Annotated in this window: 10 protein-coding genes, 1 tRNA gene and 2 rRNA genes (1 of these 13 cut by a window edge); 6 read left to right on the top strand and 7 right to left on the bottom strand. The window is 66.6% G+C overall.

Annotated features, from left to right (window positions below; genetic code table 11):
• From ACI6S0_RS17910 to ACI6S0_RS17900, 3 genes are all read left to right on the top strand, one after another.
• Positions 1-899 (top strand): 23S ribosomal RNA (locus ACI6S0_RS17910); it begins 1,894 nt to the left of the window's first position.
• A gap of 144 nt (positions 900-1,043) precedes the next feature.
• A 5S ribosomal RNA gene (rrf, locus tag ACI6S0_RS17905) occupies positions 1,044-1,158 on the top strand.
• Positions 1,159-1,266: 108 nt separating this feature from the next.
• Positions 1,267-1,343: transfer RNA gene (locus ACI6S0_RS17900), tRNA-Met, on the top strand.
• A 55-nt stretch (positions 1,344-1,398) separates the two neighbouring features.
• On the opposite strand, the gene ACI6S0_RS17895 is transcribed toward ACI6S0_RS17900, so the two are convergent.
• The 7 genes from ACI6S0_RS17895 to pgeF form a co-directional block, all read right to left on the bottom strand.
• A complete protein-coding gene (locus ACI6S0_RS17895; RefSeq protein WP_434403802.1) occupies positions 1,399-4,116 on the bottom strand; it encodes a xanthine dehydrogenase family protein molybdopterin-binding subunit in 2,718 nt (905 codons plus the stop codon).
• Positions 4,113-4,592: a (2Fe-2S)-binding protein gene (locus tag ACI6S0_RS17890; protein ID WP_434403801.1), complete on the bottom strand. Its 480-nt coding sequence runs from the start codon at positions 4,590-4,592 to the stop codon at positions 4,113-4,115. The genes ACI6S0_RS17895 and ACI6S0_RS17890 overlap by 4 nt, the downstream gene beginning before the upstream one ends.
• The gene (locus ACI6S0_RS17885; protein WP_434403800.1) at positions 4,589-5,458 is read right to left on the bottom strand and encodes an FAD binding domain-containing protein; all 870 of its coding nucleotides are present in this window, start codon (positions 5,456-5,458) and stop codon (positions 4,589-4,591) included. Before ACI6S0_RS17885 ends, ACI6S0_RS17890 begins: the two co-directional genes overlap by 4 nt.
• Entirely contained in the window at positions 5,455-6,126 is a 672-nt protein-coding gene (locus ACI6S0_RS17880; protein ID WP_434403799.1) for a CoxG family protein, read from the bottom strand. Before ACI6S0_RS17880 ends, ACI6S0_RS17885 begins: the two co-directional genes overlap by 4 nt.
• On the bottom strand, positions 6,126-8,213 hold the full coding sequence (locus tag ACI6S0_RS17875; protein WP_434403798.1) for a PQQ-dependent dehydrogenase, methanol/ethanol family: 2,088 nt from the start codon (positions 8,211-8,213) through the stop codon (positions 6,126-6,128). Before ACI6S0_RS17875 ends, ACI6S0_RS17880 begins: the two co-directional genes overlap by 1 nt.
• A gap of 154 nt (positions 8,214-8,367) precedes the next feature.
• Positions 8,368-9,153 carry a FadR/GntR family transcriptional regulator gene (locus ACI6S0_RS17870; RefSeq protein WP_017501953.1) on the bottom strand — a complete coding sequence of 262 codons (786 nt, stop codon included), beginning with the start codon at positions 9,151-9,153 and terminating at the stop codon, positions 8,368-8,370.
• Between the two features lie 54 nt (positions 9,154-9,207).
• Entirely contained in the window at positions 9,208-9,969 is a 762-nt protein-coding gene (gene pgeF, locus ACI6S0_RS17865; protein WP_122928398.1) for a peptidoglycan editing factor PgeF, read from the bottom strand.
• 152 nt (positions 9,970-10,121) lie between these two features.
• Here pgeF and ACI6S0_RS17860 point away from each other — a divergent pair, with 152 nt between their 5' ends.
• The 3 genes from ACI6S0_RS17860 to ACI6S0_RS17850 all read left to right on the top strand — a co-directional run bounded on the left by ACI6S0_RS17860 (position 10,122) and on the right by ACI6S0_RS17850 (position 14,467).
• Complete coding sequence (locus ACI6S0_RS17860; protein ID WP_069336445.1) at positions 10,122-11,684, top strand: amino acid permease; 1,563 nt, start codon at positions 10,122-10,124, stop codon at positions 11,682-11,684.
• A 128-nt stretch (positions 11,685-11,812) separates the two neighbouring features.
• On the top strand, positions 11,813-12,211 hold the full coding sequence (locus tag ACI6S0_RS17855; RefSeq protein WP_434403797.1) for a hypothetical protein: 399 nt from the start codon (positions 11,813-11,815) through the stop codon (positions 12,209-12,211).
• Between the two features lie 87 nt (positions 12,212-12,298).
• Positions 12,299-14,467: a TonB-dependent receptor gene (locus tag ACI6S0_RS17850; RefSeq protein ID WP_434403796.1), complete on the top strand. Its 2,169-nt coding sequence runs from the start codon at positions 12,299-12,301 to the stop codon at positions 14,465-14,467.
• Positions 14,468-14,507 lie beyond the last annotated feature (40 nt).

Here is a 14,507-nt window from a genome sequence, read left to right as displayed (position 1 = left end):
TCCCCACTGTCTCCAGGATATGCTCAGCGAAATTGAATTCTCCGTGAAGATGCGGAGTACCCGCGGTTAGACGGAAAGACCCCGTGCACCTTTACTGCAGCTTCAGAGTGGCATTAGGAAAGAACTGTGTAGCATAGGTGGGAGGCTTTGAAGCATTGACGCCAGTTGATGTGGAGCCATAGGTGAAATACCACCCTGTTGTTTTCTGATGTCTAACCTCGCACCGTTATCCGGTGCAGGGACCCTCTGTGGCGGGTAGTTTGACTGGGGCGGTCGCCTCCTAAAGAGTAACGGAGGCGCGCGATGGTGGGCTCAGGACGGTTGGAAACCGTCTGTTAGAGTGCAATGGCATAAGCCCGCCTGACTGCGAGACTGACAAGTCGAGCAGAGACGAAAGTCGGTCATAGTGATCCGGTGGTCCCTCGTGGAAGGGCCATCGCTCAACGGATAAAAGGTACGCCGGGGATAACAGGCTGATGATTCCCAAGAGCTCATATCGACGGAATCGTTTGGCACCTCGATGTCGGCTCATCACATCCTGGGGCTGGAGCAGGTCCCAAGGGTTTGGCTGTTCGCCAATTAAAGTGGTACGTGAGCTGGGTTCAGAACGTCGCGAGACAGTTTGGTCCCTATCTGCCGTGGGCGTCGAAATTTGAGAGGAGTTGACCCTAGTACGAGAGGACCGGGTTGAACATACCTCTGGTGTACCTGTCGTCACGCCAGTGGCGCAGCAGGGTAGCTATGTATGGACGGGATAACCGCTGAAAGCATCTAAGCGGGAAGCCTCCCTCAAGATAAGATTTCATCGAGCCGTCGTAGACCACGACGTTGATAGGCTGGATGTGGAAGTGCGGTAACGCATGGAGCTAACCAGTCCTAATTGCTCTGTTCGCGCTTAAGAGTCCCACCATCAACGACAATGCTGGAAACAGCTAGGACGCTGATGGCGTGGTTTTAAGCCAGCCCAGATATACGAACATACAAACACACAAAATTGTGCACGGTATCGATTAAAAACCCGCAGTTATGCGCCTGCTTCATTGCTTGGTGACCATAGCGTCTGTGACCCACCCGATCCCATCCCGAACTCGGCCGTGAAACCAGTCTGCGCCGATGGTACTATTGCTCAAGCACTGGAAGAGTAGGGCGTCGCCAGGCATTGAAGCACGCGCATAGCAACGGATCAAAAACCCATCACAATGTTACAAAACAGGGCGGCCCGCAAAGCCGCCCTTTTTGCATGTCAGGGCCACAAAAGCCCAGTGTCGCGGGATGGAGCAGCCCGGTAGCTCGTCAGGCTCATAACCTGAAGGTCGTAGGTTCAAATCCTACTCCCGCAACCAAATCATACACACGCCGCCTCGGTTCATTCCCAGGCGGCTTTTTTATGCCCGGAAATCATCGAACCCGCTCGCCCCGCACCTTCGCCGTGCCGAACAGCCCCATCTTGCACTTGCCGCTCACGCTGTCGCCATCGAACAGCAGGGCATATTTGAGGGTGATCGCCATCGGCTTTGTCACCTTCATCTCCCAGGACACCTGATCGCCGCTCAGCGTGCCGGAAAACGCCTGTGATCCCTGATCTGCCTCCAGCCGCCCGCTCACCCGGTCGCCCGAAACCTCGAAATGCGCCACCATCGGCTGCGGCCCCATCGGCGTCGCCAGCACCAGCTTCCATGCGCCGTCGATCCCGACCGGGGCGGCAGGCGCGACCGGTTGGGTGGTGGGCGCTGCCGGGGCAGGGGTATCGACCTCCGGCGCCCGATGGTCGGGATGGAAGCGGCTGACCGGGCGTTCGGGCCAGGGCTGCCCCTCGATCACGGTCAGCAGCTTGGCCGGCGTCAGCGGCAGGTCAACCGCCACCTCCCCAAACGGCGCAAGCGCATCCGCGATCGCATTGACCAGGGTCGGCGGGCCGATGATGCAGCCGCCCTCCCCAACGCCGCGAAAGCCGCCTTCGGCCTGTGACGGCGTATCGGCATGGACATATTCGAAATCGGGCACGTCGAAGATCGTCGGCAGCGCATAATCCTTGAAGGTCGCGGCCGTCGGATTGCCCTGCGCATCGCGCGCGGCATCCTCCAGCAGCACGCTGCCGATCGCCTGGGCCAGGCCGCCGGCAATCTGCCCCTCGACCACGGCGGGGTTGATCATCACGCCGCAATCCTCGCTGCTGACCCAGCGGGGGATCGTCACGAAGCCGGTGTCGGCATCGACCTCGACGATGCAGGCATGGGCCGCGCTGGTGAAGGTCATGGGCGGCGGATCATAGCGATATTGGGCTTCCAGCCCGGTCTCCATGCCCGGCGGCAATCGCCCCGGTTCGCCATAGGCGATCTCGGCAATTTCGCGCAGCGTCCGCCGCATCTCCGGCGCACCGGCGACATGGACCATCCCACCCGCCAGGCTGATCGCCTCCGGGCTGGCGTTGAGCAGATGGGCGGCCACCACCTTGACCTTGTCGGCGAGCAGCCGCCCGGCCCGGATCGCCGCGCCGCCGCCGATCACTCCCTGGCGACTGCCGCCCGCGCCGGGGCCAAAGCCGCCGCGCGAACTGTCGCCGTCGAAGATGGTGACGTCCTCGATTTGCACGCCCAGCTGCTCGGCGATGCACTGCGCCATCGTCGTCTGGGTGCCATGGCCCTGCGAATGGACGCTCATCACCGCGACCACCCGTCCGGTCGGCTCGATCCGCAGCTGCGCCAGCTCGCCGGTCATCACCGCGATACTGCCGGCCGCGCCGGTCGGCTCGATATAGGCGGCGAGGCCCAGGCCCAGATAGCGCCCCTGCGCCCGCGCCGCCGCCTGCTCCGCGCGGAAGGCGGGCACGTCCACCACTTCCAGCAGCTTTTCCAGACATTGCGCCGGCGTGATATCCTCGCGCGGGATACCGAGCGGCGTGACAGACGGCTGGTCGGCGGCGGTGCAGAGATTGCGCCGGCGAATCTCCACCGGATCGATGCCGATCTGCCGCGCTGCCCGGTCGAGCAAGGTCTCGCGCGCCAGCGTCTCGATCGCCCAGGGGCCGCGATAGGCGGCCAGCCCCGGCGTATTGCTGTACCAGCCGCGCGACACGAAGCTGTAGGCGGGGATATTATAGGCCGCCCACAGGAACATATGGACCGCGATATTGGCGTCCGCGCCCATCGGATAGGCGCCATTGTTGAGTGCATAATCGGCATGGCTGGCGATCAGCCGCCCGTCCGTGTCGAAGGCGGCGCGCAATGTCATTTCCTGCTCGCGCGCCTGGTTGGCGGCGGTCAGATTCTCGATCCGGTCCTCGATCCACTTGACCGGCCGGCGCAGCAGCATGGCGGCAAGGATGGCGGACACCTCCTCCATCCAGGGATGGTTCTTGAGGCCGAAGGAGCCGCCGACATCCTTGGCAATCACCCGCACGCTCAGCCCCGGCCGGTCGAGCGCCAGCGTCAGCCAGCGCGCCACCAGTTGCGGCCCGGCGCAGGTGATATGGACCAGCAATTCGCTCTCGCCCTGCAGGCTTGCCACCACGCCGCGCGTCTCCATCGGCGACTGGGCCATGCGCTGATGGCGGATCGACTGGCTGACCAGATGCGGCGCGCCCGCCAGCAGCGCTTCCAGCGCGGCATCGGCGTCCTCCTCGCCCATCAGCGCGGCGACATTGTCGTCGGTGTCGGGATGCACCCGTGGGCCAAGGCGCGCATCGTCCAGCGTGACGACGGCCGCTTCCTCGGCATAATCGACCACCACCAGGCTGGCGGCATCCTCGGCCAGATAGCGATCGTCGGCGATCACCAGCGCGACCGGATGGCCGACATAGGCAACCCGCCCGTCCGCCAGCGGCGTCATCGTCACCTCCACCGGGCCGAGGAAGAAGCTCAGCATGGTGACGCCGAACGGCGCCAGATCGGCCTGGGTCAGCACCGCATGGACGCCGGACTGGGCACGCGCGACATCGGTGTCGATCGACCGGATCGTGCCGCGCGCGATCGGGCTGCGGACGAAGGCGGCGTGCAGCATGCCGGGCAGGATGATGTCATCGACGAAGCTGCCGCGCCCGGTCAGCAGCCGGCCATCCTCCTTGCGCGGCACGCGCTGGCCGATGAAGCGCTGCGCGGAAATCGGCGGCGCATTCATGGCGCACCATCCTCCGCCGCCAGTTGCCGGATCGCGCGGCGTATCCCCTGATAGCCGGTGCAGCGGCAGAGATGACCGGACATGGCTTGGGTCATCGCCGCTTCGTCGGGCCGGGCACCATCGGCCCGCAGCGCGGCCAGGGTCATGACGATGCCGGGCGTGCAGAAACCGCATTGCAGGCCGTGGCAATCCTTGAGCGCCTGCTGCACCGGGTGGAGCGTGCCGTCGGCCGCGGCCAGCCCCTCGACCGTGGTCAGGCTGCATCCGTCGGCCTGCACCGCCAGCATCAGGCAGGATCGCACCGCGCGCCCGTCGACGATGATGGTGCAGGCGCCGCACACCCCCTGTTCGCAGCCGACATGCACGCCGGTATAGCCCGCCGCCTCGCGCAGCCAGTCGCTCAGCGTCAGCCGCCCGTCCACCAGCCCACGATGCTGCTGGCCGTTCACCGTCATCGAAATGCGATGCTCGCTCATGCCGCCATTCTCCGGTCGAGCGCCTGCGCCAGGCTGCTGGCGAGGATGCGCCGGCCGACGCTGCGTCGATAGGCGGCGCTGGCATGGCCATCGTCAAATGGCGCGCTGTCGGCGATCGCCAGATCGGCAATGGCCTGCACGTCGATCCGGTCGATCGCCTGGCCGACCAGCGCCTGCTCCGCCTGACGCGCGCGCATCGGCGTCGGCCCCATGCCGAACCAGGCGATGCCCGCCCGCTCGATCCGGCCTTCCGCGATCGCCAGCGCGCCGACCAGCCCGACCAGCGCGAAATCGCCGGGGCGCCGCGCCACTTCGCGGAACAGCGGCACCGCATCCGCCGGCCAGGCCGGATAATCGATCGCCACCAGCATCTCGTCCGGCGCGATCGCGGTGGCATAGGAGCCAAGATAGAGGGCGTCGGCGGCCATGGTCCGCGCGCCGCGCACCGATCGCAGGGTCATGGAGGCCCCCAGCGCCACCGCCGTCGCCGGCATCTCGGCCGCCGGTTCACCCAGCGCGATCGACCCGCCGATCGTCCCGCGATTGCGGGTCTGATGATGGCCGACATGGGCGAGCGCCGTGACGAAGACCGGCAAGGCCTGCGCCAGCAGGGGATTGGCCAGCGCGTCGGCCTGCCGCGTCGCCGCGCCGATCCGCAGGCCGCCGGCATGGGGGGCGATGCCCTGCAATTCGGGCAGATGGCCGATGTCGATCAGGATGAAGGGCTGGCTCATGCGCAGCGCCAGCAACGGCATCAGCGTCTGGCCGCCCGCCAGCAATTGCGCGCCGCCGCCCGCTTCCGCCAGCAGCGCGCAGCCATGGTCGATGCTGGTGGCGCGGACATAGTCGAACGGCGCGGGCTTCATCGCCGTCCCCTGCGCCCGGCCTCGAACCCGGCCAGCGCCGTCACCGCCAGCAACAGGCCGATCGCTACCATGCCGGTGCCCGCCACGCCGCTGCGCTCCAGCAGCACCCCGGTCGCCAGCGCCAGCAAAAGCGCGATGATCCAGCCCCAGGGATGGCCGCCCGTCGATGGCGGAGCCTGCACCGGCGCTGGCACCGCCGCGACCGGACCATCCTCCGCCGGCACGGTGCCGCCGCTGACCACCGCGTTGAAGTTGCGGAAGAATTGCCCCGCAAGCTGCTTCGCCGTGGCGTCGATGATCGGCCCGCCCAGTTGCGCCAGCCGGCCGCCGACCTCGGCCTCCACCGCATAGGACAGGCGCGTGGCCCGGCCATCGTCGGCCAGCGTCACCTTGGCGCCGCCACGGGCATGGCCCACCGTGCCGCCCTGTCCCTCGCCGCTGATGCGATAGCCATTGGGGGCGTCGATCTCAGACAGGGTGACGGTGCCGGCAAAGCGCGCGCCGATCGGCCCGATCTTGACCGCGATTTCGGCCCGCAGCCGGTCTTCGCCGTCGCGTTCCAGCGATTGGCAGCCGGGAATGCACTGGCGCAGCACCGCCGGATCGTTGAGCGCCTGCCATACCGCGTCGCGCGGCGCGGCGATCCGCTCCTCGCCGGTCATCCGCATCAGAAGCGCGCCGCCGTCGCTGTGTCGGTATCGGGCTTGCGCGTGCCCAGCGCCTCGCGCGCGGTGGCGCGCAGATAGGACCAGATATTGTGGATCTGCGCCTTGCCCAGGGGGAAGCGCGGCATGCCCCGTTCGGCCAGCGCGCCTTCCTGCACCACCTGGTAGAAATTCTCCTCCGACAGCGACAGGGCGGATTCGCGCAGGTCCGGTCCCGGTGCGCCGGCCCCCTTGAACGCCATGCCGTGACAGGCGCCGCAGATGAAGCCCATCTCCTTGCCGGCCGCCACCGCCTTTTCGTCCAGCACGATGCTGGGATCGTCGAGCGCATGGACGGCCATGTCGCGCGGCGGGGAGGGGGCCAGTCGCGCCTTGCCGCCGATCGCGAAGCTCAGCAGGCGGCGGGGCTGGGCGCCATATTTCCAGCCGACATTCAATATCTCGCTCGCCGCCGCCGTGGTGCCGCCCCAGCCGACCAGCAGCGACACATATTGGGTGTCGCCGATGGCATAGCTCATCGGCGCGCCGATGATCCCCAGCCCCGCATTGAAGCGCCACATTTCCTTGCCGCTCGCCGCATCATGCGCGCGGACATAGCCGTCGGCGGTGCCCTGGAACACCAGCCCGCCCGCCGTCGCCAGCGTCCCGCCATTCCACAGATGGGGCCGCGCCATGCGCCAGCGCGCCTTCTGCGCTACCGGATCCCACGCCAGCAGCGCGCCGGCCAGGTCGTCCTTGTCGCGCTTTTGCGTGATGAAGCTGGCGCTGGCCCCGGTGATGCTGGCCAGGAACCCCTTGTCCGCCTTCGCGTAGCGGGCGCCGGCCTGCATATAGGGGATATAGGCCAGACCCGTCTGCGGGCTGTAGCTCATCGCCTGCCAGTTATGGCTGCCCAATGTGCTGGGATAGATGTCGACCGGCCCCTCCTGATAATGGACGTTGGCGGTTTCCACCGGGCGTCCCGTGGCCATGTCGATATGGCTGGCCCAGCTCACCTTGCCGACCTTCTCGGCCGAGATGAGTTTTCCGGTCTCGCGGTCCAGCACATAGAAGAAGCCGTTGGTCGGCTGCTGCATCAGCACTTTGCGCGGCCGGCCGTCGATCGTCACGGTCGCGGCGATCATGTTGGCCGTCGCCTTGTAATCCCAGCTTTCGCGGGGGTTCTGCTGATAATGCCAGATATATTGGCCGCTATCGGCATCCAGCGCGACGATCGAGGCGACGAACAGATTGTCGCCGCCGCCCGGACTGCGCTTTTCCGGGTCATAAGGGCCGGCATTGCCGACGCCCAGATAGATGCGGTTGAGCTCCGGGTCGAAGGTCATGCCGTTCCACACCGTGCCGCCGGTGCCGGTCCTCCAGTAGGAACCGTTCCAGCTCTTGGCCGCCATTTCCATCACCGGGTCGCCGGCATTCTGCTCCGGGCTGCCCGGCACCGTCCAGAAACGCCAGACCTGCGCCCCGGTCTTCTGGTCATAGGCGGTGACGAAGCCGCGCTGGCCGATGTCGGCGCCGCCATTGCCGATGATGACCTTGCCGTTGAAGGTGCGCGGCGCGCCGGTCAGGCTGTGCATCGTGCCGGGCGGCAGCGTGTTGACGCTCCAGGCGACCGCGCCGGTCCTGGCATCCAGCGCAATCAGCCGGCCGTCCAGCACGCCGATGAAGATGCGGCCATTATCGTAAGCGACGCCGCGATTGACGCCCATGCCCATCGCCTGCCGGGTCGGATTGACCTTCCAGATTTCCGGATCATATTTCCAGATCAGCCTGCCGCTCGCCCCGTCGACGGCATAGACCGCGCCATAGCTGCCGCTGAAATAGAGGATGCCGTTCACCGCCAGCGGGGTCGCCTCCAGCGATACCTCGCCCTCCAGGTCGAGCGACCAGGCCAGGCCCAGCTTGCGGATATTGGCGGTGTTGATGGCGCTCAGCTGGCTATAGCCGCTCTCGTCGGCGCTGCCGCCGACGCCGGGCCAGTCGGCCCCCGTGCCGGTCTGCACCGCCTGCTGCGCCACCAGCCCCGCGGCCGACGCCGCCAGCGCCAGTCCCGCCACCGTCCGCACCAGAAACAGCCCGCGCGTCCCCCGCATCCGCTCTCTCCCGTCCTGCCCGCTTGCCGCGATGCCTGTTTTACTGAACAGGTGTTTAGTTTTTATCGGTCAGCCGGTCAAGCAGGCGCAGGCCATCGCCCGCGGGCATCGCCCCGGTGCTGTCATCATCGCTGTCAATTTTGCCCTGTCGGGATCAGTCCGCGCCGGGGGCGAAGCGGGCGCGGGTCGATTGCGCCGCCTTGCGCGCTTCCTCGACCGCAGCCTCCTCGGTCGCGAACAGCAGATGGTCGATCACCGCCGCCAGATGGCCGCGCATCGCCGCGCGCGCCGCTGCCGGATCGCGCGCCCGGATCGCCTGGGCGATGACGCGATGCTCCTCGACAACCGGCGTCACCTTGGCGGCACGGGCCTTGGCGAGCAGCAGCCGCGATTCCGGCGCGCTCGCCCGCATTTCCCACAGCCGCGCGACACTGTCGACCAGCGCCGCGTTGCGGGTCGCCTGCGCGATCAGCATGTGAAACTGCTGGTCGACGGCATAGGCATCGCCATCGCGCAGATTCTCGCTGGCGATCTGCGCGACCAGACGGTCCAGTTCGTCCAGCTCGTCCGGTCGGGCATGCAGTGCCGCCAGCGCCGCGGCCTCGCCCTCGATCGCCAGTCGCGCTTCCATCAGTTCGAAGGCGGTGATGCTGAACCGCGGCGCCTCGGCCGCCTGGCGATCGGCGCCGGGAATCCGCACCACATAGGCGCCCGATCCGACCCGCACCTCGACCAGTCCCTGCACCTCCAGCGCGATGATCGCTTCGCGCACGGTCGGGCGGCTGACGTCATGCTCGATCGCCAGCTCGCGCTCGGGCGGCAGCCGGTCGCCGACGGCATAGCGGCCACCCGCCAGGTCCGCGAGCAACCGCCGGGCGAGTTGCTGATAAAGGCGGCTGCCATCGCCGACGTCCGGCAGGGTCTGGGAAGAACTGGTCATGTCAGCCCCTCTCATGCGCTACTCCGTCCCGCTTTTGAAGCCCCTCAGCCGGGTTCAGCTGGGTAAGGCGATCATCGATATCTGCCGGCCATAATCGCTTTCCTGTGCATGGCAGGACCGGCGATAGCTGAAGAAGCGATCGGCCTGGCTATAGGTGTCCTCGTCGAGCAGGCTGATCCGCCCGATCCCCGCCGCCTGCAGCCGCGACGCGACATAGGCGGCAATGTCGAACTGGCAGTGGCCCGCCCGCCCGGCGCTGAAGAATCGCGCATTGTCCGCGTCGTCCCGCTCGAACCGCTCGGCAAAGTCCAAAGTCACCTCGTAGGAAGCACGCCCGATGCACGGGCCGATGGCGCAGGCAATGCCCGCGCGCGTGGCGCCCAGCATCTCCATCGCCGCGATCGTCCGGTCGGTGACGCCGCTGATCGCGCCCTTCCAGCCGGCATGGGCCGCGCCGATCACGCCGGCTTCCCGGTCGGCGAACAGCACCGGCACGCAGTCGGCGGTCAATATGCCCAGAATCAGCCCTGGCGTGCGGGTCACCATCGCATCCGCCTCGGGCCGTTCATCCTCGGCGATCGGCGCTGTCACGGTCACCACATCGGGCGAATGGACCTGTCGCACCGTTACCAGCGTCGCGCCGGGCAGCAGCGCGTCGCGCGCCAGATCGCGGTTGCGCAGGATTGCCAGCCGGTCATCCTCAGACCCCAGCCCGACATTCAACCCGGCGCACACCCCGGTCGATACGCCCCCCTGTCGTCCGGCAAAGCCATGCGGGACATCGCCTAGCGCGGGCGCCCGCAGCAACTCGATCATAAAATTTCCTTTGCGCGTTCAGTGAAGAAGCATGTCTCAGAAGCGCAACATACTTGCGCATGGCGGATTAGGCGATAGTCTCCCGTCCCACAGAAAAGGGGGGGCGGCTTGCGCGTCGCCCGGGCAGAAGACTCCAATAAAGGGTTTCATTGATGATTTTCGGGCGCGTTAAGCCTCTCGACGCCATATTGGCGACGGCAGAGAAAAAATCACTGCATCGCTCACTGGGCGCATTCCAACTCACCATGCTGGGCATCGGCGCCGTCATCGGCACGGGCATTTTCGTGCTGACGGCCGAGGCCGCGCAAAAGGCGGGGCCGGGCATGATGCTCTCCTTCGTCATTGCCGGCTTCGTCTGCGCGGTCGCCGCGCTCTGCTATGCCGAAATGGCGGCCATGGTCCCGGTTTCGGGTTCGGCCTATACCTACAGCTACGCCGTGATGGGCGAACTCATCGCCTGGATGGTCGGCTGGGCGCTGATCCTCGAATATGCGGTCGCTGCCGGCGCCGTGTCGGTGGGCTGGTCCGGCTATGTGGTCGGCCTCATTGAACATACCTTCCATCTCGACATACCCGATCTGCTGACGCGCGGGCCGTTCGATGGCGGCATGGTCAACCTGCCGGCGATGCTGATCGCGTCGCTCGTCACCTGGCTGCTGGTCATCGGCACCAAGGAAAGCGCCACCGTCAACGCGGTGCTGGTCGCGATCAAGGTGTCGGCGCTGACCCTGTTCATCGTCCTGTCGGTGCCGGTCATGAACATGAAGGGCTTCACCCCGTTCATGCCGCTCGGCTTCTCGGGCGTGTCGGCCGCTGCCGCCTCGATCTTCTTCGCCTATGTCGGCTTCGACGCGGTTTCGACCGCAGCGGAGGAAACCAAAAATCCGCAGCGCAACATGCCGATCGGCCTCATTGGCTCGCTCGCCATCTGCACCATCTTCTACATGCTGGTGGCCGCCGGCGTGATCGGCACCGTCGGTGCGCAGCCGGTCTATGGCCCGGCCGGCGAAGTGCTGGCTCCCGGCTCGACCGCCCTGTCGCAGCAGTGCGCCGCGCTGGCCGCTGCCGGTACCGAAGCCGTCACCTGCTCGAAGGAAGCGCTGGCCTGGACCCTGCGTGAAATCGGCTGGCCCCAGATCGGCAACCTGCTCGGCCTCGCCGCCGGCCTGGCTTTGCCTTCGGTCATCCTGATGATGATGTTCGGCCAGACCCGCATCTTCTTCGTCATGAGCCGCGACGGCCTGCTGCCGGAACTCTTCTCGAAGGTGCATCCGACCTACAAGACGCCGCACGTCATCACCATCCTGACCGGCATCTTCGTGGCGCTGTTCGCGGCCTTCTTCCCGGTCGGCATCCTGGCGGACATCTCCAACTCGGGCACGCTCTTCGCCTTCGCCGCCGTGTCGATCGCGGTGATGCGCCTGCGCAAGACCGATGCGGACCGCAAGCGTCCGTTCCGCACCCCGGCCATCTATATCACCGCGCCGATCGCGATCGCCGGCTGCGCCTATCTCTTCTGGAGCCTGGGCGTCGAAACCAAGCTGATGTTCGTCGGCTGGGCGACGCTCGGCCTGATCGTCTATTTCGCCTATAGCCGCAGCCGCAGCCATGTCGGTCGCGGGATTGTCGATGTGGCGGAGGCTGGCGCGGGCATCCCGCCCCAGCCGGTGCCGCCGCTGCCGGGCGCACACACGCCGGGCGGCCAGGACGCCTGATCGGCCTGACGATCGATGGACGGAAGGGGCGGGAAACCGCCCCTTTTTTCTTGAGTGCCGCTGCCGGCCCGCCCCCTGCGACCTTTTGTCTTGGTGACAGGCGGCGGGGGCCGGGCTAGGTCGTCCCCATGGGGAGCCTGCGCGCCTATCTTCAGCAGCATCGGGGACAAGCGCTGGCGCTTGTCCTGCTGGCGCTGTGCATGAAGGCCTTGCTGCCCGGCGGCTTCATGCTGGCGCAGCAACAGCGCACCCTGGTCATCCAGTTCTGCCATGACGCCGCGATCGGCAGCACCGCCTCGCAGCTGATCGTGCCCTTGCAGGCCGATCCCGATCATCAGCCGGCCGATGCGGCCAAGCGCACATGTCCCTATGGCGCGCTCTCCATGGCTTCGCTCGGCGGCATCGATCCGCTGATAGTAATGCTGGCGATCGCCTTCGTGCTGCTGCTCGGCTTCGCGCCGGTGCGGCCGCCTGCGCTCGTGCGCATCAGCCATCTGCGTCCCCCTTTGCGCGGACCACCTGCCTGATCTGACCATGGCCGTGCCGCCGCGCGACCTTTCTTTCAGATCAAGCGCCCCTGCCGGGAAGGCGGGCGCGTGCAAACAGGGTTTCCGATGAAGACATCTCTCGTCGCAATCGCCGCATCGCTGGCATTGCTCCCCACCCATGTCGCCGCGCAGGACAGCCTGCCGGCCGATATTCCCACCGCCGATGACGCGGCCCCGCCCCTCCAGACCCGCTTCGACGCGGCGGCGCTCGATATCGGCAGCGCGCCGCTCAACGGCGCCCGGCTCGGCAGCGGCACATTGCGCCGTCGCGCCCTGTCAAGCAGCGACACCGCTGCCATCCTTGCCAGCCTGCCCGGCGTCGCGGCCAATGGCGGCGGCGGCTTTTCCTCCATGCCGGCGCTGCGCGGCCTGACCGAACAGCGGATTCGCATCACGCTTGACGGCATCCCGGTCGACATTGCCTGTCCCAACGACATGAACACGCCGCTTTCCTATACCGATCCGCAGACGGTCGGCAGCATCGCGGTGGTGCCGGGCGTCTCGCCGGTCAGCATGGGCGGTGACAATATCGCCGGCATCATTGCTGTCGAAAGCGCGATGCCGCGCTTCGCCGTCGATGGCGGCACCCTGGTCACGGGCGAGGCATCCAGCTTCTATCGCAGCAATGGCGACGCCTTTGGCGACGGCGTCACGCTGACGGTCGCGGGCAAGCGGATCAGCGCCACCTATAGCGGCTCCTACACCCAGTCGGATAACTATGACGGTGGCGGCAACCGGGGCGTGGTCCGCTCGACCGAATATGCCAAGACCGACCATCAACTGGCGCTCGCCGCCCAGACCCGCCTTGGCCTGTTCGAGCTGAAGGGCGGCTATCATTTCTCGCCCTATGAGGGCTTCCCGAACCAATATATGGACATGACCTCGAACAGGTCCTGGTTCCTCAACGGCCGCTATCGCGGCACCTTCGCCTGGGGCGATGTCGATGCCAGCATCGGCTATCGCGACACTGCCCATCGGATGGACTTCCTCGCCGACAAGCAGCCCGGCTCCATGCCGATGAACACGCAGATCCACAGCTTCACTTCGGCGGTGAAGCTGAGCCTGCCGGTCGGCCCGCACGACACGCTGCGCGTCGGCGGGGACTATCAGCATCAGGGCATGGACGACTGGTGGCCGCCGGTCGCCGGATCGATGATGATGGGGCCAAATCCCTATATCAACATCAACAATGGCCGGCGCGACCGGCTGGGCCTGTTCGGCGAATGGGAATCGCACTGGACCGACCGGCTCTCCACCTCGATCGGCGCGCGCTTCGATCGGGTGCGGATGAACACTGGCGACGTCCAGCCCTATGGCACCGGCATGATGAACATGGCCGACGCCATGGCGGCCGAAGCCTTCAACGCGCGCAGCCATCGCCGCACCGACAATAACTGGAGCGCGACCGCGCTGGCCAGCTGGCAGGCGTCCGACCTGCTCGCCTTTGAACTCGGCTATGCGCACAAGAGCCGCGCGCCCAATCTCTACGAACGCTATGCCTGGGGCCGGGGCGCGATGGCCAGCCAGATGATCGGTTGGTATGGCGACGGCAATGGCTATGTCGGCAATCTCGATCTCAAGTCGGAACAGGCCGACACCGTCAGCGCCGCGCTGCGCCTGACCGCGAAGGGCGGGGCGACGCTGAAGATCTCGCCCTATTATACCCGCGTGAACGACTATATCGACGCGGTCCATCTCCAGGATCTGACCGACATGATGGGCATGCCCAGCGGCTTCGTGCAGCTGCAATTCGCCAATCAGGATGCCGAATTTTACGGCGTCGATGTCAGCGCCAGCGTGCCGCTCCAGCGCAGCGCCCATGTCGAAACCAGCTTCACCGCCAGCGCTGCTTACGTCCATGGCCAGAATCTGTCGGATGGCGGCCCGCTCTACCGCCAGATGCCGCTCGACCTGAAGATGGGCCTCGCCCATCGCATCGACGCGCTGGAACTGGGCGCGGATGTCGAATTTGTCGCCGACAAGAATCGCGTCGACGCCACCCGCAACGAACCGCGCACGCGCGGCTATGCCCTGGTCGACCTGCGGGCCGGCTATACGCTGCCGCTCTGGGCCAGGGGGCTGAAGCTGACGGTCGAGGCGAAGAATCTCTTCGACGCCGGCTATGACCTGCCGCTCGGCGGCATGTCGCTGGGCGATTATGGCGCGACCGGCGTGCTGCGCCCGGTGCCGGGCATGGGCCGCTCGATCAATCTGGGCCTCAGCACGCGCTTCTGACGAAACGGCCGGGTGTGCCTGATCGGCGCGCCCGGCCCCT

The organism is Sphingobium sp. DN12 (assembly GCF_051058005.1).
GTDB lineage: Bacteria > Pseudomonadota > Alphaproteobacteria > Sphingomonadales > Sphingomonadaceae > Sphingobium > Sphingobium yanoikuyae.
Note: the sequence above shows the minus strand (reverse complement) of the source record. Positions and strands in the feature narration are given on the sequence as shown.

Coding starts and splice junctions, on each gene's coding strand:
- ACI6S0_RS17895 (WP_434403802.1), bottom strand. CDS start 4,116: ATGAATGCGCCGCCGATTTCCGCGCAGCGCTTCATCGGCCAGCGCGTG.
- ACI6S0_RS17890 (WP_434403801.1), bottom strand. CDS start 4,592: ATGAGCGAGCATCGCATTTCGATGACGGTGAACGGCCAGCAGCATCGT.
- ACI6S0_RS17885 (WP_434403800.1), bottom strand. CDS start 5,458: ATGAAGCCCGCGCCGTTCGACTATGTCCGCGCCACCAGCATCGACCAT.
- ACI6S0_RS17880 (WP_434403799.1), bottom strand. CDS start 6,126: ATGCGGATGACCGGCGAGGAGCGGATCGCCGCGCCGCGCGACGCGGTA.
- ACI6S0_RS17875 (WP_434403798.1), bottom strand. CDS start 8,213: ATGCGGGGGACGCGCGGGCTGTTTCTGGTGCGGACGGTGGCGGGACTG.
- ACI6S0_RS17870 (WP_017501953.1), bottom strand. CDS start 9,153: ATGACCAGTTCTTCCCAGACCCTGCCGGACGTCGGCGATGGCAGCCGC.
- pgeF (WP_122928398.1), bottom strand. CDS start 9,969: ATGATCGAGTTGCTGCGGGCGCCCGCGCTAGGCGATGTCCCGCATGGC.
- ACI6S0_RS17860 (WP_069336445.1), top strand. CDS start 10,122: ATGATTTTCGGGCGCGTTAAGCCTCTCGACGCCATATTGGCGACGGCA.
- ACI6S0_RS17855 (WP_434403797.1), top strand. CDS start 11,813: ATGGGGAGCCTGCGCGCCTATCTTCAGCAGCATCGGGGACAAGCGCTG.
- ACI6S0_RS17850 (WP_434403796.1), top strand. CDS start 12,299: ATGAAGACATCTCTCGTCGCAATCGCCGCATCGCTGGCATTGCTCCCC.